The organism is Larkinella humicola, assembly GCF_008727875.1.
GTDB lineage: Bacteria > Bacteroidota > Bacteroidia > Cytophagales > Spirosomataceae > Larkinella > Larkinella humicola.
In genome coordinates this window covers 896,273-920,975 of sequence record NZ_VTWS01000002.1, presented here as the reverse complement: position 1 = coordinate 920,975, position 24,703 = coordinate 896,273, and the positions used below count along the sequence as shown (strand labels likewise).

Genomic DNA, 24,703 nt, shown 5'->3' with positions numbered 1-24,703 from the left:
GCCTGATTGGGCATTTTTAGCTGACGGTGTTTGATGACGTTTGTTCCGGATCGGTTCTCTTTTCGCCGGTTTAGGTCTTTGCAACCATACTACCCCTCCAACAGACGCCTATTGTTTAAGTCAGAACTTTGAAGCGAAATGAAAGCATGTTGAAAATGAACAGAAAAGCAGTTGTAATCCTACTGTGGCTTTTTATCAGTGTGTTTGAATGCATTCCGGCTGCTCAGGCGCAGAAAAATGATGCCAAAAAGTACAAGGATTTGATGGACCTGGGTGTTGCGGCTTTTCAGAAAAAAGACTTCACGGCCGCTATCCGATACATGTCGGAAGCTGGTAACCTGATGCCGACTGATACCATTGCCCCGCTTTATACCGGAATTGCCGCTCAACAACTAAAAGATGAGCCGGCCGCACGTAATCAGTTTGAGAAGTATGTTGTGCGTGGAGGGCGGGATGCCGCAGTTTTTTACGCCTTGTCATCGATTTATAAAGCCGATCAGGACTATGAAAAGGCCCTTTCTACGCTCGACAAAGCCATTGCCATCCACCCTGCTAACCGGGATCTTGCCAACGAACGAATCAATATTTTTTTGACAGCCAATCGGATCGATGAGGCAATTGACGATTTGAAAAAGGCGGTTGTGCGAAATCCGAACGATGTACAAAGTCTCGTTAATCTTTCCATTATCTACTCAAATATAGCTGCTAAAACGGACGAGGAAGTTGGCAAACTAGAAATCGAGACCAAGAGAGAAAGCGATCTGGGAAAACAACTGGCGGATACGAAAAAAACGCTGGACGTCTATCTGACTGAGCAGAAGCGACTCAATGCGCTCCTCAGGAAACAACCCCAAAATGCCGAATTGAAACGTCAACTAGGCATGGTAAAACAACGCATTACTGATAATCAGGCAACAATCGTTCAACTGGAAGCGAATGACCAATCGGCCATGCACGCTTCAGCCGCGTTGGAATCTGGCAGACGGCTGGCGGAGGTCAGGGAGAAATATGTCGGAGAAAAAAAACTGGAAAAAGCTTATCTGACCCGCGCGCTAGCCCTTGATCCTGGTAATTACGATGCCAATTTCAACATGGGCGTCTGGTATTTTAACCAGGCCGTTAAACTTAAAAAAGTAGTCGATGGCATGAATTCGGCGGAGTATGCCCAGTATGGCAGACGCATAGAAGGGCAGGTATGTGGCACGTTCAAAAAGGTCGTACCGTATTTTGAACGGGCCAGAGAGACCAAAAGTACAGAAGCTGATCTGAACGAGCATTTAACCAATCTGCAAAACATCCTGAAGCAGTTTGAGGAGAAAAAAGTGGCTTGTGTCATGCCCATCGGCGACGAACCATTTTTGACCGCAATACCCGCCGACCCGGTTACACAGCGCCCTCCCGAATCTAAACCAACTACCACGCCGGGCCCAAAACCGGGCCAGACCACCCCTACTACCACGGCGGCTGCCCGGCAACCGGTCGATTCGAAACCCGATAAGCCGACTGAACCACCGACCAGCCAGGCCGTTGTCGTAGCCTTTCCCCGACGCTTTGCGCTCGTGGTCGGCAACTCCGCTTACCAGAATGGGTCGTCGCTGGAAGGAATGCCCGTCAATGATGCCACTGATATCGCCGATCGGCTGCGCGCGCTGGGTTTTTTGGTGACGCTGGTGACGAATTCTACCAAATCCACGCTTGAAACAAGCATCGGTCAGTTCAATCAACAGCTTAAAAACGCCGATGTCGCGCTTTTTTTCTATGCCGGACACGGTATTGAGTTCGATAATCACAACTACCTGATTCCGGTGGATGCAAAGCTGACGGATCCGGACGATGTGGATCTCCAGGGGGTCGATGTGCAGAAACTGATCGACCGGATGCGCCGGAATACCCATGCGGCTTTTAACGTCATTATCATGGACGCCTGCCGCGATAACCCGTTTAAATCCTTCAGCCGGGGCGGTTCCCGGGGGTTTAAACCCGTTGGTGATCTTTCCGGCGAAGGCAATATGTATCTGGCCATGGCAACCGGCTGGGGAAACGTTGCCGAAAATAGTTCCGGAAGAAATGGCGTATACACCCGTTCGCTGCTCAACCACCTTCGGTCGGGCGAAGTGCTGGATGATGTCTTGTTACGCACACAGATCGAGGTGAAACGGCAAACCCAAAACCGGCAAAATCCGCAAGTTGTTACCGAAATGGCGCAGGAAATCAAGTTGAAATTCTGATAAAAACCGTGCGGATCAAGATTTGCAAATCTTGATCTGCGGACGCTAACTGATCCGGCTCCAGTTCGTTTCGTCTGCCCGCTGCATTTCGATCTGGTTCCGGATCGGGGCATGTTGGGGTAAAATCAAATCGGGATCTTCGTCCAGAATGTGTTGCGCCGACTCCCGGGCCGCCATCAGAATGGCACCATCTTTGGCCAGGTCGGCCAGAATCAGGTCGGCAATGCCGCTTTGCTGCGTGCCGGAGAGGTCGCCGGGGCCGCGAAGCTGGAGGTCCACGTCGGCAATTTCAAAACCGTTGTTGGTTTTCACCAGCGTCTCGATGCGGGTGCGGGTTTCCTTCGAGAGCTTATAATCCGTCATCAGAATGCAGTACGATTGCTCGGCCCCCCGCCCGACGCGCCCCCGCAACTGGTGCAACTGCGCCAGCCCGAACCGCTCGGCACTTTCGACCACCATTACACTGGCATTCGGTACGTTTACGCCGACCTCGATCACGGTTGTAGCCACCATAATTTTGGTCTCGCCCTTCACAAACCGGTCCATTTCAAAATCCTTGTCGTAGCCAGTCATCCGACCGTGCAAAACACCGATGGGGTGATTCGGAAACGCCCGCGTGATGCTTTCGTGCCCGTCCATGAGGTCCTTGAAGTCCAGTTTTTCCGATTCTTCGATCAACGGATACACGATGTAAATTTGCCGCCCCTGCTCAATTTGCTGCCGGATGAACCCAAACACTTCCAGCCGGTGGGTATCGTACCGATGAACGGTTTTGATCGGCTTCCGACCCGCCGGGAGTTCGTCGATCACCGACAGATCCAGGTTGCCGTAAAGCGTCATTGCCAGCGTCCGCGGAATGGGCGTGGCTGTCATGACCATCATGTGCGGGTAAATCTCCTGGTTTTTGTTCCAGAGCCGGGCGCGCTGGGCCACGCCAAAGCGGTGTTGCTCGTCGATGATGCACAACCCGAGGTTCTTGAACTGCACCACGTCTTCCAGCAGCGCGTGCGTGCCGACGATGATGTGCATCATACCGCTCTGCAACTGGTCATGGATGATCCGGCGGCCTTTGGTACGGGTTGAGCCCGTCAGCCGCCCGATGGTCAGGCCCAGTTGGTCGGCAAATACTTTCAGTCCATAATAATGCTGGTCGGCCAGAATTTCGGTCGGGGCCATGATGCAGGCCTGGGCGCCGTTGTCGATGGCCATGAGCATGGCAATGAAGGCGACGATCGTTTTGCCGCTGCCGACGTCGCCCTGCAACAGCCGGTTCATCTGTTTTCCGCTGACCAGATCGCCGTGAATTTCGCGCAAAACCCGCTTCTGGGCATCGGTTAGTGAGAACGGCATGAACTCCTTATAAAACCGGTTCAGCAGCGTCATGTTCCGGAACACCTGACCGGGGTATTCCGTTTTATGGATCAGCTTGTTTTTGATCAGCCGCAACTGGTTGTAAAACAGTTCTTCGAACTTCAGCCGCCGTTCGGCCTGTTTGAGCCAGGCCTGGCTTTTGGGCAAATGGATGTTCTCAATCGCGTCGGCTTTCGAAATCATCCGGTATTTTTCCAGCAGCGAATTGGGCAGCGTTTCGTGAATATGCGGATACGCTATTTCGAGCAACTGCTGCATCATGCGCGCAATCAGCTTGCTGTCGACCCGCATCCGGCGCAGCTTTTCGGTCAGGTTATAAATCGGGTGAAACGTACTTCCCTGCTCGTTTTCGGCCGTTAAGGGGTCGAGTTCCGGGTGGGTGATGCTGTATTTGCTGCCAAAAGCAATGGGTTTTCCGTAGGCGATGTATTCGGCACCGGGGCGCAGAAATTTTTCAAAATGTGAGATGCCCTGAAAAAAAACCAGATCCATCGAACCGGTATGGTCGGTAAACTCGGCCACCAGCCGTTTCTTGGGACCTTCACCGATTATCGCCCAGTCGCGAATGCGGCCGATGACCTGAGCCGCCGGGAGGGCTTCCGAGAGTTCAATGATGGTGGTAAACCGGGTGCGGTCTTCGTGCCGGAACGGGTAATACTGAATCAGGTCCCGGTACGTGAAAATGTTGAGTTCGGTATTGAGTAACGACGCCCGCTGAGGGCCCACACCCTTCAAATAGTCAATTTTTGTATCGAAAAACGTTACGCGCTCAGTCATACCCTCAGTTTGTTGAACAACCCCGCCGGGGCAGAATGGTTCCGGAGTCGGCCTTGTGGTTAACCAAAACTACAAAATTTCGTAAAAGATACTGTTTTTCGAATGAGTTGATGTGCAATGAGGCTTCGAAATCAGACTTCCTGCGCTAAAAAACAAAAATTTGTAGAACTATTCTTTTGATTTATCCCATAATGGCTTACTTTTTGTAAGAATATACCGGGATAGCATGTGGTCTATGGCTCAACGGAATACGTTTTTTTTACTCCTGGTGTTAATCGGCTTAAGTCGCTGGGCATCAGCTTCACACATCGTCGGCGGCAACGTTCGGCTTACCGCAAAGGGAACTCCTGATCAGTTTACATTGTCGCTGAATTTGTTCATTGACGAACAGAACAGCCGGGCGGGCGACATCAAGCCAAGCCTGAAACTGGCGATCTATCGCCGGCGGGACAATCTAAAAATGGGCGAGTTCGAACTGCCCTTGCTCAGTGAACAGGCCCTCGCTGTGTCCAATCAGGCGTGTGCGCAACTGCGTCCTCTGAAACTTCGCGAAATTATTTACAGCAAAGATATTGAGCTGTCCGGCGATCGTTTCGACGATCCCGATGGCTATTACGTCGTCCACGGCGTGTGTTGCCGCAGCGGAGCCATTGATAACATCGTTCAGGCTGATGAGTCGGGCATGGTTTTTTACCTGGATTTTCCGGCCATCAAAACCGTTCCGAATTCGTCACCGGTTTTTTCGGTCCCCACAGGTGAATATGCTTGTAAGGGACAGCCGTTCACCTTCAGTTTCAAAGCCACTGATGCCGATGGTGATCAACTGAAATATTCCCTCGTTACACCCTACAAAGGCTTTACGAACCAGGGTGTTGCCTTTGACAACCAGCCCAGTTCGGCTTATCCGACGGTTGGGTGGAAGGCCGGTTTCAGTGCGGCCAGTTCCGTCCCGGGCACTCCCGGACTACAGGTTAATGCCGAAACCGGCGTGCTCACCGTAACCGCCAGCCAGGTTGGCCTGTTTGCTTTTGCGGTTTTGTGCGAAGAATACCGGGGTGGAAAACGGATCGGTTCCGTTCGGCGGGATTTTCAACTGGCGGTCGTCGATTGCCCCAATACCACGCCACCCGCTCCAACGATTACGCTGGAGAAAGCCCCCGAAAATGCCCAGATTGGAAAGGCGGCAAACGGAGCCATTTTGAGCGTGTCGGCCTGCCAGGGTCAGAGTGTAACCCTCAAAACCGATGCATCCCCCTCCTGGTCGTTTCAGTGGCAGCGCGACGGTCTCAATCTGCCGGGCGATACCCTGCCTACGCTGGTGGCCAAAGAAACCGGAAATTACACGGTAGTCAAACAGTTCCGGAACACCTGCGGCAAACCCAGTCCGGCGCAAACCAGCGTGAAAGTCGACCTGTCGGAAGCCGAAACCCTGAAGCTGACAGCGACGGGGCCGACAACCTTCTGCGACGGAAAATCCGTTATCCTGAAAGCCCCCGCAGGCCGGTATTCCTACGCATGGTTCAAAGATGACCGCGTGTTTCCGGGGGCCGTTGGGCCAGATTACCAGCCGCACGAAACCGGCGAATACAAGGTTCGGATTACCAGTGCCACCACCGGCTGCGTCGTCACCGACAGCGTTATGGTTCGGGTGAAGCCCAAACCACAGGCGTCGATTGTGCCCCCGGCACTGACAACGGCCTGTTCCGGTGATACCATCCGGCTGAACGCCATCACCCGCCCAACCTATACCTACCAGTGGGCCAATACCGGGACCCTTATCGACCAGGAAGCAGGGGCATCGCTGGCGGTTACGCAAACCGGTCATTACGTACTGACCGTCACCGACACCAACCAGTGTCAGGCGACCTCCGAAGAAGTTCTGTTGCAATTTAAGACCGCGCCCACCGTTGCAATGGCGCCTTTACCGGCCCTTTGCGAAAATGCCACCGCTCGCCTGGTACTGAGTGCCGAACCCGGTGGCGGAACGTTTGCGGGGCTGGGAAGGGCGGCTGGAGCCGTGTCGGGGCTGGAATTCGACCCGGCTAAAACCGGTCCCGGCCAATTTGTGATTACGTACACGCTGTCGATGCCGGGCAATACCTGTCCGGGCCGGGCGCAACAGACCGTGGTCGTCCATCAGGCTCCGACCATCACCGTTGCCGACGCGACGGTTCGGCGGGGCAGCGAGGTTCAACTGAACAAAAACAGCATCGATTCGCTCCGGTATTACTGGACACCTTCCGTCGGATTAAGCAGCCCGGTAGCCGCCCGGCCTTTTGCCAGCCCCGACACTACCACCACCTATCGGGTGAGAGCTACTTCCCCCCAGGGCTGTGAGTACACTACCCGGCTGACGGTAACGGTGATGACGCCCCTTTTTATCCCCGATGCCTTTACGCCCAACAACGACGGCATGAACGACAATTGGGTGATCCGGGGCATCGTCGATTATCCGGATTGTCAGGTTGAAGTATATAATCGCTGGGGCAACCCGGTTTTTGTTTCCCAGGGCTATTCGCAGCCCTGGGACGGAAAAAGTGAAGGGCAGGATTTGCCCCCGGCGGTTTATCATTACGTGATTAAACCCGGCGGTTCGCAACCCCACCGGAGCGGCAGTTTGCTGATTACCCGGTAGAAATGAAAAACCGCCGTCGTAGAATCGACCCACTGTAGTCCCTAAGCGGCCTTCCACCTAGTAACTGCGGTATTTTGTTTAATTTTTCTTCAACATTCTTTATTTTTTGATTGAATGGGCTTAACCATTGCCCGTGATTGTCGATTTTTGGCGCTTCTTGTGAACAAAAATTGGATCGCATGGAAACACAGTATACTAATTCTGAGAGTAGACCAACGGTTTTGTTGGTAGATGACGACGAAGAGGACCGGATGTTGATGCGAATGGCGCTTGAATCGATGGAAATGGCGACTCCGATTCGGGAGTTTGACAGCGGAGAGCGCTTGCTGAGTTTCATGCAGCAGGAAGGTGAGTCGCCAACTGCGCTGAATTCATGGATTATCATTCTGGATAAGTATATGCCGGGCCTGAGCGGATTCGACACACTGCGGGAAATCAAGGACAATCCGGTCTGGCAACGCATTCCGGTGGTCTTGTTTGTCAATACCCAGAATCAGGGTGAAATGGAGCTGTGCGTCGACCTTGGAGCCACAGTTTGCATCAGTAAACCCCTTTATTTTGAGGAGATTAAAGAGCTGATGCGGCAGGTTTACCAGCATTGGCTGGCACTGACGTCGGCGTCATCAGCCAACAATTTATCCGTCCAGTAGCCGCACTTCGACCCGCCGGTTTTTCCGTTTATTTTCTTCTGTGTCGTTGGCCGCAATGGGTTTCGTCTGACCGTATCCTTTAAAACGAAGGCGGTTTTCGGGAATGCCGTTGGTAATCAGGTAGGTCGTAATGACCCGGGCCCGGTTTTCGGAAAGCGCCAGATTCAGCCGGGGGTCGCCCACGTTGTCGGTATGGCCCGAAATCTCAATTCGCAAACCCGGCCGGCTTTTCAGCAGGGCCATCAACTGATTCAATTGGGTGTAGGATTCGGGGCGCAGTAAATAACTGCTCTGGTCGAAATAAACGTTGTTGAGCGTAACGGTTTTGCCCGTCGTCAGCGTGGCCAAATCCGTGTTGACCGGAGCGGCTGCGATCGCTGGTTTGGCTTCCGGCACCACCGGTTTGGTCTCGGCAACCACCGGGGGAGTTGTTTGCTTTGGGCTGGGTGTCGACACCACGGGGGGCGAAGTCGTCGCGGGGGGCGTCACCACCGGCGGGGTGGTGGCTGGTGAAACCGGTTCTGTGGTGGGCTTCGTTTCAGCAACGACCGGATTTTTGGCCCGCTGCAACCGGATTGTGATGTCGTGCTGGTCTTTCACATCAACCGTATACTCGTAAGGCTGATACCCTTCAACTTCCACGGTAAACCGGATTTTTTGCCCGAATTCCGCCAGAAACGTAAAGCGTCCTTCACGCGGTGGCCCGGTCATAATCACCCGTTTTCCATTAAATTCCTGGATCTGGACATTCAGCTTCTGCCGGATGAGTTGCTTGGTGTCGTAGTCGACCACGGTGACATTAACGGGGGATTCGGTCGAAATCTCGCGTTCCATTTCCAGCACGATGGTTTGCTGGGATTGCTCCGGGTCCGTTACACGGTCGAGACGAAGAATTTTCTGCGCCGGCCGGTAGCCGGCATAGTTGGCATCGAGCCGGTAGCTATTGCCGGCTGGCAATGCCACCGTGTAGGAGCCCAACTTCAACGTACCGCGCTGAACCTTCCTGGTTTTTTCGTTGGTAATGGTCAGGGTTGCCGGAAGAAGGCGACCGCTGCGGTCTTTCGTTTCAATCCGAACGGTATATTCCTCCACCGAGTTGGTTTGTCCGGCACCCACTACGGCCTGCAGCGTCAGGAGCAGGGAAAGAATAAAAGCGTTAAAACCTTTCATTTCGCTTGAAGACTACGGTTTTCGGCGACGGCTACCCAGCGCCAGCCCGGCATAGACATCGGCCCCGCGCGGACGCAATTTGTTGGAACTACTGCCAATCATTCCAAACAAATTATCAGTTCCTAGAAAAACCGGGCCCACCCGAATGGAGGCACCGGCCATAAAAGCGTTGTTGAGGAACACGAGCGGAATGGCTACGCCAACCGTCGAGGTTTCGAGCCGGGGCGTGATCGCCAGCAGCGAGGGCTGGTGGATGGCAATCGCGTCTTTGGCCCGCAGATCCTGGAGTAAAGTCCCCGTCAGGTAGAAGCCCCGCCCAACGTTGACATCGGCATTGAGGGAAAGTGCCGTTGGCAGTCCGGACGTAAAGCGCCCGGTGTTGTTGGCTTCGGTCAGATTCAGTTCATCCCGAACCACTTCGGCAATGCCTTCGCTCCCCTTGGCTTTGTTAAAATCGTCGGAAGTAAATTGCTGGTTGGTCGTATTGATCGAATACCGTTGGACATACCGGTTATCCGCGTACCGGATGGCACCAATATCCATCAACGCTACCCCTAAACGCAGCGCATACTGGTCCGGGTCATCAGACGATTTAAGCTGGTACGAAAAACCAATATCGGCTCCCCAGCCTCTGCCGGGGTTGTTGCCGTCGAAAAATTGACGCAGGCTGACCGACCGCCCCTGATCCTGCAAATAGGTCGTGTAGCCCAGATCGGCGTTGAGCTGATCGACCTGCATGTAGTAGGAACCTGCGTTAGTGGTATCCGACAGGACGCGGTAAGACAGCCCTTTATTGTTCAGAAAACCGGCCGTGATGCCTTGCAGGCGCTTCACCGTGACGCCAATCGATAGCTGTTGATACTCGTCCTGTATGAGTGCTGCCGCCAGCGTCAGCCCGATTTCGGCGTAGGTATTGGTGTTGATGCTGAATTGATTGTCCTTGTTCGGAATGTTGTAGAGCTGTTCGTCCTGCAAACCCGCCCGCACCACCGACAGCAGCGATTCCGACGCGTTGCGGACCTGGGCCGTGGCCCGCAGCCGGGTTGTCAGCCCGATGGCCGCCCGACCGCCCAGTTGAAGCAGCAGAGACGGCCCGCGCAGATCGGTCCAGGCGGTAGCATTTTTAGGTTTTCCATTCGCAATTTCCTCCAGGTATTCGGGGCGGAACAAAACCGTACCGTCGGCCAGTTTATAGGAGCCGGGGACCCGTTTCAGCGCGAGGGAGGTCAGCGAATAAGGTGCCTGGTAGCGAACGTAATTGTTGTCGATGTGGGCATTGCCGGACCCCAGATTCAGGTAAAAACCGTATTTGGAGTCGGTGGCAAAAGCAGGATTCAGATAGAGACTCTGCGTGCCACCGTAGGGACTGGGCGCGACACCCAGAAAATTTTGGGCCGCAACCGAAGAAGCAAACAAACAAATCAGGAATAAACAACGCAGCAGGCGCAACCCCATAAAAAGTGAAGAGTTAAAAGTTAAAAGTTATGAGTTAGGAATGAAGAGTTGGCTGACGCGAGCTGAATACACGTGCGTTAGCCAACTCTTCATTCTTAACTCATAATTCTTCACTCTTTAAACGCCTTCTGCTTCGACTTGTTTTACTTCGGGCACTAAACGCGTCAGGAGATTTTCGATACCGGCTTTCAGGGTCAGGGTGGAAGAGGGGCACCCACTGCAGGAACCTTGCAGCAATACCTTGACGGTGCCGTCTTCGTCGTTGAACGAGTGGAAGCTGATGGCCCCCCCGTCGGATTCAACGGCCGGGCGAATATACTGATCCAGAACGGACTTGATTTTTTGAATGGTCGGCGAATCCGCTTCCACTTTGGTGGTGTTGGAGTCGATGGTTTGCTGGGCAAAAACCGGTTTCTGGTCGTTGAAATACGCCCGGATATATTGTTTTACCTCAATCAGAACATCTTCCCACTCGGTTTGTTCGTCTTTCGTAACCGTGATAAAGTTGCTGGCAATAAACACCCGCTTCACGTAATCGAAGCCAAATAAAGCCACGACCAGGGGCGAATTTTTCCCATTGAGCAGGGCTTCCGACGCATCGGCATAATCGAACGAAAGCCCTTCCGGTGCCAACGGGAAGTTCACCACGAACTTCATGGAGTTGGGGTTCGGGCTGCTTTCAGTATACAGCGATAGAGCAGGATATAACGTACTCGTCATTTTCGTAATCGTTTCAGTTGTGTATTAAAAACCGCTACTGGGCAAACACCCGTCCGGATTGATTAGTTTACCAACAATAAAAAACCTGTCCGGTATTCCCAGACAGGTTTTTAAGATCGTTGTGAAACCGTCCGGAATCACAAAAATAGTTGATTAAGCGGCCGGAGCTTCGGCTACTTCCGTTGCCGGAGCCGCTTCAACCGCGGGGGCTGATGTGATGATGCTCACGAAGGAACGACCACCTTTGCCTTTGCGAAACTGTACGGAGCCATCGACCAACGCAAACAGCGTGTGATCGCGACCGATGCCGACGTTTTTGTCGGGGTGATGCTTGGTGCCGCGTTGACGAACGATGATGTTACCGGCAATGGCCGACTGACCACCGAACAGTTTCACACCCAAGCGTTTGCTCATCGAGTCGCGGCCGTTCTTCGAACTACCTACACCTTTCTTGTGTGCCATTTTTTTAGAAAGTTTACGGTTTACGGTTTATGGTTTACAGTTTCTGGTTAGCTAATACATCCGAGACAAGCACGGGTCAACCAACCGAAAACCGAAAACCGGGAACCGAAAACGATTATACAGTTATGTCTTCGATTAATACTTTGGTCAGATACTGACGGTGGCCATTTTTTTTCTTGTAGCCTTTCCGACGTTTCTTTTTAAAGACGATTACTTTCTCGCCTTTCAGGTGTTCCAGAATTTTGCCGGAAACCTGGGCGCCTTCGACGGTCGGGGCGCCTACCGAAATAGTCCCGTCATTATCGACAAGTAGTACCTTGTCGAACACAAGTGCAGCGTCCGTGTCGCCTTCCAACCGGTGGGTATAGACGTATCGGCCCTTTTCAACTTTAAATTGCTGCCCTGCGATCTCTACGATTGCATACATGATTGATACAGAAAATGTTGTTTCTCAGAAATGAGGTGCAAATATAGGAGTTTTAGTTTGAAAAAAGAAACCAGAACCTTCTATTCACCAGAAATGTTAAATTAACAGGAAACACGCTGGGTATTTGTTGGTTAGCACGGATTTTGTGAAGAGTTTCCGGGTAAAACGGCTCGCGGAACGTAGGAGGGCTGGCCGTCTGGTTACCTGGCCGGAAAGGTATATGGGGTTCGGCACTGCATCGTCCTACGGAGAAGATTTTTCCGACTTTAACTCGATTCGTATGAAAGCATGGATAAGCCTGCTTGCTGTGCTGATGATTGCGGCAGCGGCCACGTTTGCTCCGGCACCCCCTTTTGCAGAGGAAAAAGTGTATGCCATTGGTGACGCCGTTGTGGATTTTAAGCTGAAAAATGTCGATGGTCGCCTGGTTTCATTGAGCGATTATAAAAACGGGAGAGGGGTCATTCTGGTCTTTACGTCCAACCACTGCCCGTTTTCGAAAGCCTACGAAGAGCGCGTGATGGCGCTGGATCGGAAATACGCCGTGGCCGGTTTTCCGGTGATTGCCATTCAGCCCAACGACCCGGGCGCCTACAGCGAGGATTCGTTTGAGAATATGAAAATCCGGGCGCAGGAAAAAAACTACTCATTCCCGTATTTGTCGGACGAAAGCCAGACTGTGGCCCATGCTTTTGGCGCCAACCGCACACCCGAAGTGTTTATTCTGAAACGGGTTGGCGACCGGTTCACGGTCGAGTATACCGGCTCCATCGACGACAGCCCGCAGATTCCCTCGGGCGTGCGACGACGGTATGTGGAGGACGCGGTCAATAATCTGCTGCTGGGCCGCCCCGTTGTTCTGACCACCACCAAAGCCATTGGTTGCGCCATCAAGTGGAAAAGCATTTGAGGAGTGGAGAATGAAGAGTCAAGAGTTAAAAATTAAAAGTATTTTACGCGTCAGCCTACTTTTAATTTTTAATTCTTAACTCTTAACTCTTCATTCCTTTTGGCACTGCTTTTGACAAGGGCTGATTACAAACCAATCAATCAGTAAATCGTATGAAAAAGGTGATCATGACGTTCAAACAGATTCGTATGTTGGCCGGGGCTGCTTTCCTTGTGGCTTCATTATCGCTGACGTCTTGTCAGAATGATGGGAAAAATGAATCCCGCACCGAAGATGCCATGGAAAAAACCGGTGAGGCCGTAGAGGCTGATGCCGAAGAAGCCGGTGATAAAATGGAAGCCAAAGGCGATGAAGCGGCTGCCGATTTTCGGGAGGAACGCGACAAAGTAGTGGCTGATATTAAAGAAGAACAACGGGATCTAGATGCCCGTATCGATAAATTAAAGGCGGATATCAACCGCGAAGGGGCGGAAGCCAAGGCAAAATCCAAAGAAAAACTAGCTGAGTTGGAAGAAGACCGGAAAGAACTGGGTCAGGATCTGGAAAATGCTCAGAACGCAACCGCAGCTGCCTGGAAAGACGTGAAGAAAGGCTTTAAGGAAGCGGGCAAAAGCATCGGCGATGCGTTCGACAAAGCCGGTGATAAACTCGACAACGACAAAAACGATAACGAATAATTTCAGTTAGGTAAGTAGAAAAGCCGCTCCGACCGCGCTGGTTGGGGCGGCTTTTTTGTGGAAAAATGTACACAGAGTGTTGGCGTAAATGAACAGTGTCGGGAAAAAAAGCGTTGGGAGTTCGGTGGTTTTGGAGACCTTGGTAACTTTTTTTTCAAGCCTCCCAAAAAAATACCTGGTGACAGCCACCTATCCAGCAAAAGTACTTAATCCGCATACACCCCTTGATTGTAACGTTCACTTTGCTGCGGTATCCGGCGCGGGGCTGGTATCCGGCTTTTGCCAACATGGGCCGGTGGGTCATGCGACCTTTTCAGGCCGAAGGGCTCCAATTTCAGAAGATGATGGGTTGTGGGCGAAACTTCGGCCTGATTCCGGACTTATCGGCCTATGTTTTTCTCGGCGTCTGGGCAGATGAACAAGCCGCGCGGTTATTCTTTGAGTCAGACCGCTGGAGAACCCTCTGCAAAAGCACGAAGGAGGTGGGCACGCTGTATATGAACCCGTTGCGGTCGCATGGCGCTTGGGACGGACAAAATCCGTTTGACGTGGCGTCGCCCTCGCGTTCGACCGGTTTTCCGGTGGCCGTGCTGACCCGTGCTACGCTTCGGCTGGCGGCTTTGCCCGATTTCTGGCGACACATTCCGCAGGCCCGCCAACGCCTGAAAGCTCATGCGGATGACCTGCTGCTTGCCATTGGCGTCGGCGAAAAACCGTTTACGCAACAATGCACGGTCAGCGTCTGGAAGGATGAGAAAACCATCGATCAGTTTGCCTACCGGCAGAGCGGCCACAAGGAGGTGGTTCGGCTGACGCGCGAACGGCGGTGGTATTCGGAGGAATTGTTTGCCCGGTTTGCCGTCGTCGGCAGCGAAGGGACTTTTTCCGGAAAACCGCTTCTACCGGAAACCGTTCTATAGAATTGCCATTAATTCTTTCAGATGCTGGATTTCGTACGTTGGCGCAGCTCCTTCGATCGGCAGGCTGGCGGTGTTGTAATACACCACATCCATGCCCGCGTTCAGGGCTCCGCAGACGTCGGCTTCGTAATTGTCGCCAATCATCAGGCTTTCACCGAGGGATGCGCCCGACACGTTCAGTGCAAACTCGAAAATGCGTGGTTCCGGCTTTTTGGCTTCGGCTTTCTGAATGGTGACAATGTGCTGAAAGTAGTCGGTCAGGCCCGAACTGGCCATTTTCAACGCCTGAATTTCGTCGAAACCGTTGGTGATGATGTGCAACTGATAGCGCTCTTTGAGGTAGTCCAGCACATCGGAGGCCGATTCCATCAGGTGTGGTTTGCGAGGCAGCAGTTGCAGATAAGCCTCGTTCATCTGGTCACAAACGGAATGGTCCGAAACACCGACGGCATCCATGACCATCCGAAACCGGTATTTCCGAATGTCGGTATGCGTCAGCCGGTTGTTGTAAAAATCAGACCAGAGCTGGTTGTTGATGGCAATGAAGTGACGGTTAAATTCGTCGGCGGAGGCAATACCGGCCTCTGAGAGCCGGAACACCTCATACAATTCAAAAATCGATTCCGTTGAGTTTCGGTCAAAATCCCAGAGGGTATGATCGAGATCAAAAAAAAGATGTTTATACATGGCTGAGAAAGTCAGGCGTCAGAACCGGCAGACGTTGCGTATCCATGCCCGGCCGGTATGTCCTGACGCCTAAACTCTTAAAACGGGAGCACCAGTCGCTCCACGGGTTGATCATTGACGAGGTGGCTTTCCACAATTTCTTCGACGTCCGAAAGTTGTACATTGCCGTAATACGTTCCTTCCGGATACACCACCATCGACGGCCCCAGGGCGCAGGTGTCGAGGCAACCGGCGCGTTGGGCGCGAATGTCGATTTGCAAACCGCGTTGTTTCAAGGCTTCCTTGAACGCGTCAACCAGCGCCAGGCCATGGGCTTCTCCGCAGCTTTTTTTGGGGGCCGGTTTTTGATTGGTACAAATAAAAACGTGTTTCTTAAATTTCATGAGAATGTATTCAATCGCACCGATGGCGAATTTCGTATGTAAGTAAGAATTGCAAAGTTCCGTTAAAAATCTCAGGAGTGCTACCCGAATTTTAGAGAAAGAATTTCAGAGGTTTAAACCCTTTGGCATCATTTTGGGTCTATCCAATAAGGCGGTGGAAAAAGTACAAATGAATCCTTGAATAAGGCAGAAATGTAGAAATGATCAGGAATTAAAGTTTTTTTTACAATTCACACAATAAAGTGTTGTATTTTGACTGATTAGTATGAAAATAATTTTTCCGCCTATTGCAAAGTACAATGAAAATATTTTACTTTGAGACAACCAATCAGATCTTTCACTAAAAATCCCAACGCTCACACACTATCGATACAAAGCTCTACGTTACCTAACTGATTACTGAAAATGGACAAATTGCAGGTTAGCGACAGTGAGCTTATATCCCTGTACATCCGCGGTAGTGAAAAAGCCTTCGAAAAACTGGTTCAGCGCCACAAATCGAAAGTTTATACCACGATTTATCTGATTGTAAAGGACCAGTACGTTGCCGAAGACTTAATGCAGGACACCTTCATCAAGGCCGTTGAAACATTAAAATCCGGTAAGTACAACGAAGAGGGTAAATTTTTGCCCTGGATTATTCGGATCGCTCACAACCTGGCTATCGACTTTTTTAGGAAAGAAAAACGCTACCCCAATGTAGTGTTTGAAGATGGTAGTAATGTGTTCAATACGCTGGAATTTGCCGAAGACTCGATCGAGTCGGTGCAGATTCGACAGGAGACACATGAACATCTGCGTGAGCTGATTCAACGGCTGCCCGAGCAGCAACGTCAGGTTCTGATTATGCGGCATTACGAGGAAATGAGTTTCCAGGAAATCGCCGATGCAACCGGAGTCAGTATCAATACGGCATTGGGGAGAATGCGTTATGCTTTAATTAATTTGCGTAAGCAGTTAAGCAAACGTTCCCCATACTATGATACAAATTTTTACCAACGATGACGTAATCCGGTATGTCTACGAAGAGACTTCCACCGAAGAAAATCTCCTGATCGAAGACGCCCTCATGGCAGAACCGGAATTGATGAGCTTCTATTTAGATACGCTCGAAATCAAGTGTTTGATGAATAAAATCGAACGCAAACCGGCCGAGCGCACCGTTCAAAATATCCTGAATTATTCGAGAAATTACGCGGCAAACCCGTCAGCCTGAATCCATCTGGCTGACGGGTTTCTGTTTTCTCCGCTTAACTCTTTTTATTCTGCTTAACTCCGCGAAATAGTTTAAAAATTGTTTCGCGGAGTTAAGCAGAGATAAAAAGAGTTAAGCGGAGTGGACTATTTTTGCTGTATGCTAAAGAAAGAACGGTTTCGCCATTTTCTCGATTACTTCATTACCCACTTCCCGGAACCGGAGACCGAATTGCATTACCGCAATCCGTATGAATTGCTGGTGGCGGTTATTTTGTCCGCCCAATGCACCGATAAACGGATCAATCAGGTGACCCCGAAGCTGTTCGAACGGTTTCCTGAACCGGAATCGCTCGCGGCAGCGTCGGTCGATGAAGTGTTTGGCTACATTCGGAGTGTTTCGTATCCGAACAACAAGGCGAAACACCTGGTGGGAATGGCGAAGGTGTTGACGGAGGAGTTTGGGTCAGAAGTCCCGGCGAAAGTGGACGACCTGCAGAAAATGCCGGGGGTGGGTCGAAAAACCGCCCACGTCATTGCGTCCCTCATTTTTAATCAGCCGACGATGGCGGTCGATACCCACGTCTTCCGCGTTTCGCACCGGCTGGGATTGGTGCCTAAAACCGCTACGACGCCCCTGGCGGTCGAGCTGGCATTAGTGAAATACATCCCGAAAGAATACGTTCCCAAAGCGCACCACTGGCTGATTTTGCACGGACGGTATGTGTGCGTCGCCCGGTCACCGAAATGTTCAGAATGCGCCCTGACGCATTTTTGCCAATACTTCGAAAAATTGATGGGAACGCGGATTTAGCGGATGGAACGGATAAAAAACAGATAAATGAGTTTAAATCCCTTCCATCCGGCAAATCCGCGTTCCCATTAGCAATTAGAACTGCTCGATACCGGCAAAGAAGAAATCACCCTCGATTTTCGCGTTATCATCGGAGTCCGAGCCGTGAATGGCGTTGGCTTCGATCGACTTGGCAAACCGTTTCCGGATGGTTCCCTCTTCGGCCTGGGCCGGGTTGGTGGCACCAATCAGCTTGCGGAAATCAGCCACGGCATTGTCTTTTTCCAGAATCATCGGAATGATGGCTCCGGACGACATATAGGCGCACAGGTCGTTGTAAAAAGGGCGTTCGCTGTGAACGGCGTAAAACTGTCCGGCCCGCTCTTTCGTCAGCAGGGCTTTCTTTACGGCTACAATCCGAAATCCGGCTTCTTCGATCATTTGAATGATTGCACCGGAATTCCCCTCCGCCACGGCGTCGGGTTTAATCATCGTGAACGTACGGTTGGTCGTCATCAGGGAGTGAAACAAAATATTATTTGGCTCCAAAGGTATAAAGATTAGAGAACAATTCTTCGTAATTTTGCGAATTGATACCTGCCCGTTCACCCGGGGTAATTCATAAATGCAAGACTTCGACGCTATCCGTACGCTGATTGACCAGCCCCAAACGGTGCTGATTACCACCCACCTAAACCCCGATGCCGATGCCATGGGCTCGTCGCTGGGCCTGGCGGGTTATCTGAAAAAACGGAATCACCATGTTACGGTGATCACGCCGACCGATTATCCCGAAAACCTGTACTGGTTGAGCGGTAACGACGACGTGCTGGTGTTTGACGAAAAGAAACGGGTCGAAATCAGTCAGTTATTTGAACAGGCCGACGTTATTTTTTGCCTGGATTTCTCAGCGCTCAACCGCATTCGGGATCTGGAACCAATGGTGCGGCAGTCGCGCGCCAAAAAGGTGATGATCGATCATCACCTGGAACCGGAGTCGTTTGCCGATTTTGCCTACTGGGATACGAAAGCTGCCGCAACCGCTCAGCTTATTTTTCAACTGATCGACCGGTTTGGTGATAAAAAACTCGTCGATGTGCCCATGGCCGAATGCCTTTATGCCGGTATTATGACCGATACGGGCTCATTCCGGCACGCCAGCACCACGGGGGATGTGCATCGGGTGGCGGCTGAACTAATCGACATTGGCATTGACGTGAGTCCCATCCATCGCCGGATTTACGACAACGTTTCGCTCGACAAACTGCGGTTTACGGGTTATGCGTTATCGGAAAAGCTGGTGGTTTTGCCGGAATACCGGTTTGCCTACATCACCATTACCGATGCGGAACTGAAGCGGTTCCGGTCGAAAATGGGCGATACGGAAGGTCTGGTGAATCAGGCGCTGGCGGTCGAAGGCGTCATTATGGCGGCCATTCTGATCGATCGGGGAGACGAGGTGAAAATGTCGTTCCGGTCGGTGGGTGATTTTTCGGTGCGTGACCTGGCCAGCCAGCATTTCAGCGGGGGAGGACATAAAAATGCCGCCGGAGGCCGGACAACGCTGACGCTCAAGGAAACAGAACAAAAACTACTGAGTGTATTGCCCGCGTATCAGGAGCAATTGCTGGAGTCGGTTTGAGATAGGTTCACGGTTTTCCGTATTCGGTTTACGGTGGCTGACGCATTCGTATTCTCACGTCAGCCACCGTAAACCGAATACGGAAAACCGTGAACCATATACTATTTTTGTCAACTAAACCAAGTTCCGTTTGTGGTGTGTAGTTAACCACAAATTCTAAAACCAAACTACGAACTACAAACACTAAATTTCATGACTATCAAAACCGTTAGTAAACTCTCTCTGCTGGTCGTGGTACTGGCTTCCTGCGACAACAACCGGGTGCAAGTAACCGAAACCGGCTTGAAGTACAAGTTTCACGAAGATGTTGAAGATACGCGTAAAGCGAAAGTCGGCGACGTGATGACCTTTAATTTAACGGTCAAAAACAGCAAAGACTCGACATTGGGCAGCAGCTATCAGAATGGGGCGCCGGTGAAACAGCCGTTGCAGGCATCGACCTTCAAAGGTAGCCTTGAAGAAGGCCTTGCTCTGTTGAGCAAGGGCGACAGTGCCACCATTTATGTCAACGCCGATTCGATTGCCGGCCGGTCGCAGCAACCTCTGCCGCCGTTTATTCCGAAAGGCTCCGACATTGCCTATACCATCAAAGTGATCGATATCCAGTCGATGGAGGAATTTCAGAAAGCGCAGGTATCGCTTCGGGAAAAGCAAAAAGGTACCGACGACAAAACCATCGCCGATTACGTAGCCAAAAACAAGCTGGCGGGGCAGAAAACCGCATCCGGTTTGTATGTCGTCATTACGCAACCGGGAACGGGCGCAAACCCGGGTTCGGGGGATGTCGTGAAAGTAAAATACACCGGTAAACTGATGAACGGAAAAGTGTTCGACAGCTCCGACAAAAATCCGCAGACGCAGGCCGGAATCGACTTTCCGCTGGGTCAGGGTGCCGTTATTCCGGGCTGGGATGAAGGCGTCCGCCAACTGAAAAAAGGCGGTAAAGGACTCCTGATCATTCCGTCGGGCCTGGCCTACGGCATTGAAGGCGCACCGGGTGCCATTCCGCCAAACTCCGTGATCATGTTCGATGTGGAACTGGTCGATGTTAAAAAAGGAGCCGCACCGACCCCACAGATGCCGCAAATGCCGCAGGGCGGACGGTAAGCAATACCCGAAATCTGTGAACGAACCCGATACCAGATTCGTATCGGGTTCGTTGTTTACGAATAGAAGTAGAATAAAGAGCGTATTTAGATTTACGAATGAGATGGCAGGAATGAAAAATTGGCCGAAATGGAGTTTTGCCGTTTCGCTGATTGGGCTACTGATCGCACAGGTAAGCTGTGCGCCGGATCCGGGCGAAGCGCTGAACGATCGCAAACGACGCGAAAACGAAGAGGAGATTAACGCCTATCTTGCTCAAAAAAACCTTCAGGCCGCCAAGGACGATGTGACCGGTTTGTATATCGCTAAAACCAAAGCTGTACCGACTGGTCAGGCTCCGGTGGCAGGCGACGAAGTTCGTTTTTATTTTGTGCAAACCCGGCTGGATGGTGTTATTGTCGACAGTTCCGAAACATTCGCCAAAAAGCCGAGTACCGTCACGATTGGCGCGCCCTCGCAGGGAACGATTACGGCCCGACTTTACAACGGCCTGCAATTGTTGAAAGAAGGCGAAGAAGCCATCGTATTGGCGCCCTACGACCCGACCGACAACAAGAGCGGCAATTTACTCCTCCCGGCTTATACGCCCGTCCGGTACGACATTACAGTGGTCAGCGTCCGGACCGAAGAAGAACAGATTCAGGATTATCTGGTTGCCAAAGGCTTGACGGCGGCCGAAAAAACCGCTTCCGGTCTCCGGTTTCTGCTGACAAAAGCCTATCCCGATTCAGCCCTCGTGAAAGTAGGGCAGTCGGTAAAAATCAAATACAAAGGTACCCTGCTGAATGGCAATCAATTCGATGCCAATGCCGATGGGGCCGATTTCAACATCGGAACGGGTGCAGTTATTGCCGCCTGGGATGAAGCGCTGGTAAAAATGCGGGAAGGTGAAAAAGCGACCATCGTTCTGCCATCTACCATTGGGTATGGGCAGTTAGGCAAGGCTCCCATTCCTCCCTATGCTTCGCTCGCATTTGATATAGAAGTCGTTAGTGCTAAATAAACAATCTTTCCAGATCAATAGGCTGCCTTTAGCGAGGCAGCCTATTTTTTTAACCCATTATTTTCTATGACGCTTTGTTTCGCCACCAACAACGCCAACAAACTGGCCGAAATCGCGGCTCTGCTGGGCGACCAGTTTACGTTGAAAACCTTGCAGGACATTGGCTGTTTCGAAGAAATTCCTGAAACACAGGACACGATTCCCGGCAATTCCCGCCAGAAAGCCGAACACGTCTGGGACCATTACCACGTCAACTGCTTTGCCGATGATTCGGGCCTGGAAGTCGACGCGCTGGACGGCGCACCGGGCGTTCACTCCGCCTATTATGGCGGGCATCCGCGCAGCTACGAACGCAACCTGAATTTGCTGCTGACCAACCTGAAAAACCAGACCAATCGCCGGGCGCGGTTCCGGACGGTGATCACACTGGTCATCGATGGGCAGTATTGGTCGTTCGAGGGCAATGCCGAAGGACAGATCCTGACTGAACCGCGCGGCACCGGCGGGTTTGGCTACGACCCCATTTTTCAACCCGACGGCCACGATCGTACGTTTGCCGAGATGAGCATGGAGGAGAAAGGAGACATCAGCCACCGGGGAAAGGCGTTTGCCAAATTGGTGGCGTTTTTGAACGAGTTGCCCCCAAACTCCTAAAGGGGGAGCTTGGAGTGCGAGAAAATTCCCCCCTTTAAGGGTTTGGGGGGCAAACAACAAAAAAGGCTTCCCGTTCGGGAAGCCTTTTTTGTTCAGATAAGATCAGATTCGATCAATAGAATTTCGCCCGGCGGTCTTTCACCTTGGCGCTTTCACGAATGGCTTCGTTGATCATAAAACCGGTACGGCTGCTGGCGTTTTGCTGAAGCTGGGTTTTGTAAACCGTGTAATCGGCTACGGTTGGGGCTGGCGTTACGGAGTTGGTTTCCACAATCAGGACACCAGCATCCCCCGCAAACGGTTTCGACCGTTTTCCGTTTTTCAGACCGAAGATTTTACCAACGGCCACCGGATCGACACCCGCGCTTTTCAGAAAACCGTTGGCCAGGTTCAGGTCAGGTACTTCTTCGACCAGCGCACCGGCACCGTATTTCTGGGCAATCGACTCAAGGGTTCCCGATGCACTGTTCAGTTTGGCAATGATCTGTTCCGCCTTCACCTGGTTGCGAACTTTCGCGGTCAGTTCCGGACGGAAGTTGTCGATCTTCACTTCGTCTTCGGAAGTTTCGCCGGTCAAAACTGCTACCACATACTGGTCATCTACTTCAACTGCCGAGGATACGTCGTTGAGGTCTGTGTCGTCATTGAACGCCCAGCGAACCAGTTCGCGGGCGTTCCCCAGCGCATTGACGCTGGTTGAGTTTTCCGGAATCCGTTCGGCCGTGGCTACGACCAGCGTTTTATCTTTCTTCGCGTTTTCGTCAAAGGCTTCCTTGGTTTGGCTTTCCGTCGCGAACTGTTCTGCTTTGCGATACACTTCATCGCGGGTTGCCTGGCTCGGGGTAATGGTTTTGCCGATGGTCGAAATCCGGTACAGCGTATTCGTTTTCGGCTCGGTTACTTTGATGATGTGGTAGCCAAATTCGGTTTCGACCAGACGCGGAATCAAACCGGTGCCGTTGAAACCGAAAATCGCATCCTGGAACGGTTTCACCATCTGGTTGTTATTTTTGAAATACCCCAGGTCACCACCCTGCTGAGCCGATCCGTCGGCGCTATTGGTTTGGGCGAGGGCTTCAAAACTGGCTCCTCCCTGAATTTGTCGCAGAATGCCTTCGGCGGTGATCCGGGCTGCGGCTTTTGCGGAATCGCTTCCGGCAGCACGAATCAGGATGTGGCTGGCGCGAACCGTAAAGTTGGTATCCTTTTTAACACCGCCGTATTTGTAAATAAAATAGGTGTTGCCTTCTTTGTAAGGGCCGTAGACACCACCCGGAGCAAACGTGCCGACCGTGGCTTTCAGTTGCTCGGGCATTTCGCCAAGCGTCATGTACAACGGAGCCTGAATGTCGGAGTTCATGCGGGCATACGATGAATCGTTCGTGGCTGTTGCCAGACCACGGGCCAGCGTTTTAATCTGATCGTATAAAGCCGTGCTGTCTTCTTTCGACGGCGCCACCGGGAAGGTTACATACTGAATCGTCCGGCTGTTGATGCTCTTGTATTCGTCCTTGTGCTTGTCCAGGTATTCCTGCAACTGGCCATCGGTTATTTTTACAGTCGTATCCGGAACGGAGTAATACGGAACCAGCAGGAATTTGGCGTTGGCGCGGGTGTTCTGGGCCTGGTATTCTTTCTGGGCTTCGGCGGTTGTGACAAACGACGATAACCGCAGCAGGTTTTCGTATTTGGTCCGGGTCCGGTCGGCGCTCAGATTTTTCTCAAAATTGGCCCAGGCCTGTTGTTGTTCGGCAGGCAGCGTTTTGAGGTTTTTCAGGTAGTTGATAACGGTATTTTTGTCGAAAGAGCCGGTTTTGGGGTCCGTAAACGTCTGACGGATGGCGGGGCTGATGTAATTCCCCTGCACCATATCCACCAGTTCGTCGGGCGTTACCGACAGGCCGAGGGCGTCGTATTCTTTCTGGTAGGCAATGTCTAAAATGAATTGGTTCCAGGCCTGATCACGGAGTTGAACCTGATCCTGTTCGGTAGCGGGGCGGCCGGTTTGTTGCTCATAAGCGGCCCGGGCTTCATCGACTTTCGCATTAAACTCCGGATACGAAATCTTTTGGCCGGCAATCTCACCCACGGTCTGGTCCTGTCCGCCAAACAGGCTTCCCGGACCGAGCAGATCACCTCCTACAATAAATAAAATCAAGCTGACGGCAATAACACCGACCGCAACGCCTGATTTTTCTCTGATCTTGTTAATTAAAGCCATTGTTAGTTTTACGCAAAAATTTGACCCGCAAAATAACACTTATTCTCACAGAAATACAAGGAGAAAACGGGGGCGAAAGGGCTGTGTTTCAAAATTAACACGGCCTGTGAAGACGGGATGGACGCTTCGGATTCGAGTCCTTTTTCTGCAGATCTTTTGGAAAGCAGCCCGCGGGGGCGTTATACGGTGGTCAGTGACGCCGATCGGGCCGGGAAACTTTGTTCGGTTTCAGAGGGGACGACGGCAGTCGGATTAGTCAGACTTTCGTTGTTTATGGCTTGATAATCAGATGAAAAAGCGTGGCTTTTTTGCGGCACAAGGTTCGCCACATGAGAACCGTTGGGACGCTGACCGGTTCCATTTTCCGAAAGGAGTGCGGGGCCATACCGAAGACCCCAAAGCGATAGAAGGAGTGAAGACCCGGAACCGTCAAAAATCAGGAAACCTGCCGGTTTTTGACCACCATCCTCTCCTTTTACCTCTCCATTCAGCGTATAAATGTCGGTTGCAACCGATTGCAACCGACATTTATACGCTGAAACCGCGTAATAAAAATGATTTTATACCCATACAAACAATAAGAACATCCGACGCTCGTTAACTCCTGAACAAATTTT

General features: G+C 51.8%; 24 protein-coding genes. 14 read left to right on the top strand and 10 right to left on the bottom strand.

Translation table 11 applies throughout. The features are described 5' to 3' along the window. The first annotated feature begins 155 nt into the window (after positions 1-155). Positions 156-2,228, top strand: coding sequence for a caspase family protein (locus tag F0P93_RS11705; RefSeq protein ID WP_191908787.1), 2,073 nt, complete (start codon positions 156-158; stop codon positions 2,226-2,228). A gap of 45 nt (positions 2,229-2,273) precedes the next feature. Here the strand turns inward: F0P93_RS11705 and recG are convergent, their stop codons facing one another. Then, complete coding sequence (gene recG, locus F0P93_RS11700; protein WP_150876538.1) at positions 2,274-4,376, bottom strand: ATP-dependent DNA helicase RecG; 2,103 nt, start codon at positions 4,374-4,376, stop codon at positions 2,274-2,276. Positions 4,377-4,611: 235 nt separating this feature from the next. Here recG and F0P93_RS11695 point away from each other — a divergent pair, with 235 nt between their 5' ends. Both F0P93_RS11695 and F0P93_RS11690 read left to right on the top strand, forming a co-directional pair. Next, entirely contained in the window at positions 4,612-7,011 is a 2,400-nt protein-coding gene (locus F0P93_RS11695) for a T9SS type B sorting domain-containing protein (RefSeq protein ID WP_191908786.1), read from the top strand. A gap of 179 nt (positions 7,012-7,190) precedes the next feature. Continuing rightward, positions 7,191-7,661 (top strand): response regulator, encoded by a 471-nt coding sequence (locus F0P93_RS11690; RefSeq protein ID WP_150876535.1) that lies wholly within the window; start codon positions 7,191-7,193, stop codon positions 7,659-7,661. Here F0P93_RS11690 and F0P93_RS31725 read toward each other — a convergent pair. The 5 genes from F0P93_RS31725 to rplU form a co-directional block, all read right to left on the bottom strand. Beyond that, positions 7,647-8,831, bottom strand: a complete 1,185-nt coding sequence (locus F0P93_RS31725; protein ID WP_225309457.1) for an OmpA family protein — start codon at positions 8,829-8,831, stop codon at positions 7,647-7,649. The two genes, F0P93_RS11690 and F0P93_RS31725, sit on opposite strands and share 15 nt — an antisense overlap. Positions 8,832-8,843: 12 nt before the next feature. Beyond that, positions 8,844-10,247 (bottom strand): DUF5723 family protein, encoded by a 1,404-nt coding sequence (locus F0P93_RS11680; protein ID WP_150876533.1) that lies wholly within the window; start codon positions 10,245-10,247, stop codon positions 8,844-8,846. A 156-nt stretch (positions 10,248-10,403) separates the two neighbouring features. Then, positions 10,404-11,006 (bottom strand): NifU family protein, encoded by a 603-nt coding sequence (locus tag F0P93_RS11675; protein ID WP_150876532.1) that lies wholly within the window; start codon positions 11,004-11,006, stop codon positions 10,404-10,406. Between the two features lie 153 nt (positions 11,007-11,159). Beyond that, on the bottom strand, positions 11,160-11,468 hold the full coding sequence (rpmA, locus tag F0P93_RS11670; RefSeq protein WP_150876530.1) for a 50S ribosomal protein L27: 309 nt from the start codon (positions 11,466-11,468) through the stop codon (positions 11,160-11,162). Positions 11,469-11,583: 115 nt separating this feature from the next. Next, on the bottom strand, positions 11,584-11,895 hold the full coding sequence (rplU, locus tag F0P93_RS11665) for a 50S ribosomal protein L21 (RefSeq protein ID WP_138990084.1): 312 nt from the start codon (positions 11,893-11,895) through the stop codon (positions 11,584-11,586). A 280-nt stretch (positions 11,896-12,175) separates the two neighbouring features. Between rplU and F0P93_RS11660 the strand changes: the two genes are divergently transcribed. From F0P93_RS11660 to F0P93_RS11650, 3 genes are all read left to right on the top strand, one after another. Then, on the top strand, positions 12,176-12,805 hold the full coding sequence (locus tag F0P93_RS11660) for a thioredoxin family protein (RefSeq protein ID WP_150876528.1): 630 nt from the start codon (positions 12,176-12,178) through the stop codon (positions 12,803-12,805). 152 nt (positions 12,806-12,957) lie between these two features. Continuing rightward, entirely contained in the window at positions 12,958-13,482 is a 525-nt protein-coding gene (locus F0P93_RS11655; protein WP_150876526.1) for a sll1863 family stress response protein, read from the top strand. A 224-nt stretch (positions 13,483-13,706) separates the two neighbouring features. Beyond that, positions 13,707-14,402: a DUF3291 domain-containing protein gene (locus F0P93_RS11650; RefSeq protein ID WP_225309456.1), complete on the top strand. Its 696-nt coding sequence runs from the start codon at positions 13,707-13,709 to the stop codon at positions 14,400-14,402. On the opposite strand, the gene F0P93_RS11645 is transcribed toward F0P93_RS11650, so the two are convergent. Continuing rightward, positions 14,397-15,089: a YjjG family noncanonical pyrimidine nucleotidase gene (locus tag F0P93_RS11645; protein WP_150876523.1), complete on the bottom strand. Its 693-nt coding sequence runs from the start codon at positions 15,087-15,089 to the stop codon at positions 14,397-14,399. The two genes, F0P93_RS11650 and F0P93_RS11645, sit on opposite strands and share 6 nt — an antisense overlap. Positions 15,090-15,166: 77 nt before the next feature. Further along, positions 15,167-15,472, bottom strand: coding sequence for a (2Fe-2S) ferredoxin domain-containing protein (locus F0P93_RS11640; RefSeq protein ID WP_150876521.1), 306 nt, complete (start codon positions 15,470-15,472; stop codon positions 15,167-15,169). A gap of 405 nt (positions 15,473-15,877) precedes the next feature. Here F0P93_RS11640 and F0P93_RS11635 point away from each other — a divergent pair, with 405 nt between their 5' ends. The 3 genes from F0P93_RS11635 (at position 15,878) to nth (ending at position 17,480) form a co-directional block, all read left to right on the top strand. Beyond that, entirely contained in the window at positions 15,878-16,477 is a 600-nt protein-coding gene (locus F0P93_RS11635) for an RNA polymerase sigma factor (RefSeq protein ID WP_114405445.1), read from the top strand. Next, on the top strand, positions 16,452-16,688 hold the full coding sequence (locus F0P93_RS11630; protein WP_150876519.1) for a hypothetical protein: 237 nt from the start codon (positions 16,452-16,454) through the stop codon (positions 16,686-16,688). The genes F0P93_RS11635 and F0P93_RS11630 overlap by 26 nt, the downstream gene beginning before the upstream one ends. A gap of 138 nt (positions 16,689-16,826) precedes the next feature. Continuing rightward, positions 16,827-17,480 carry an endonuclease III gene (nth, locus tag F0P93_RS11625; protein ID WP_138990077.1) on the top strand — a complete coding sequence of 218 codons (654 nt, stop codon included), beginning with the start codon at positions 16,827-16,829 and terminating at the stop codon, positions 17,478-17,480. A 75-nt stretch (positions 17,481-17,555) separates the two neighbouring features. Here the strand turns inward: nth and F0P93_RS11620 are convergent, their stop codons facing one another. Then, complete coding sequence (locus F0P93_RS11620) at positions 17,556-17,975, bottom strand: nucleoside-diphosphate kinase (RefSeq protein ID WP_114405442.1); 420 nt, start codon at positions 17,973-17,975, stop codon at positions 17,556-17,558. A gap of 109 nt (positions 17,976-18,084) precedes the next feature. Between F0P93_RS11620 and F0P93_RS11615 the strand changes: the two genes are divergently transcribed. The 4 genes from F0P93_RS11615 to rdgB all read left to right on the top strand — a co-directional run bounded on the left by F0P93_RS11615 (position 18,085) and on the right by rdgB (position 21,865). Next, a complete protein-coding gene (locus F0P93_RS11615) occupies positions 18,085-19,101 on the top strand; it encodes a DHH family phosphoesterase (RefSeq protein ID WP_150876518.1) in 1,017 nt (338 codons plus the stop codon). A gap of 192 nt (positions 19,102-19,293) precedes the next feature. After that, positions 19,294-20,208: an FKBP-type peptidyl-prolyl cis-trans isomerase gene (locus F0P93_RS11610; RefSeq protein WP_150876516.1), complete on the top strand. Its 915-nt coding sequence runs from the start codon at positions 19,294-19,296 to the stop codon at positions 20,206-20,208. A gap of 112 nt (positions 20,209-20,320) precedes the next feature. Next, on the top strand, positions 20,321-21,211 hold the full coding sequence (locus F0P93_RS11605; RefSeq protein WP_191908785.1) for an FKBP-type peptidyl-prolyl cis-trans isomerase: 891 nt from the start codon (positions 20,321-20,323) through the stop codon (positions 21,209-21,211). A gap of 66 nt (positions 21,212-21,277) precedes the next feature. Next, a complete protein-coding gene (gene rdgB, locus F0P93_RS11600) occupies positions 21,278-21,865 on the top strand; it encodes an RdgB/HAM1 family non-canonical purine NTP pyrophosphatase (protein ID WP_150876513.1) in 588 nt (195 codons plus the stop codon). Between the two features lie 112 nt (positions 21,866-21,977). Here the strand turns inward: rdgB and F0P93_RS11595 are convergent, their stop codons facing one another. Next, on the bottom strand, positions 21,978-24,086 hold the full coding sequence (locus F0P93_RS11595; RefSeq protein WP_150876511.1) for a peptidylprolyl isomerase: 2,109 nt from the start codon (positions 24,084-24,086) through the stop codon (positions 21,978-21,980). A 289-nt stretch (positions 24,087-24,375) separates the two neighbouring features. Between F0P93_RS11595 and F0P93_RS11590 the strand changes: the two genes are divergently transcribed. Continuing rightward, positions 24,376-24,687 carry a hypothetical protein gene (locus F0P93_RS11590; RefSeq protein WP_150876510.1) on the top strand — a complete coding sequence of 104 codons (312 nt, stop codon included), beginning with the start codon at positions 24,376-24,378 and terminating at the stop codon, positions 24,685-24,687. Positions 24,688-24,703 lie beyond the last annotated feature (16 nt).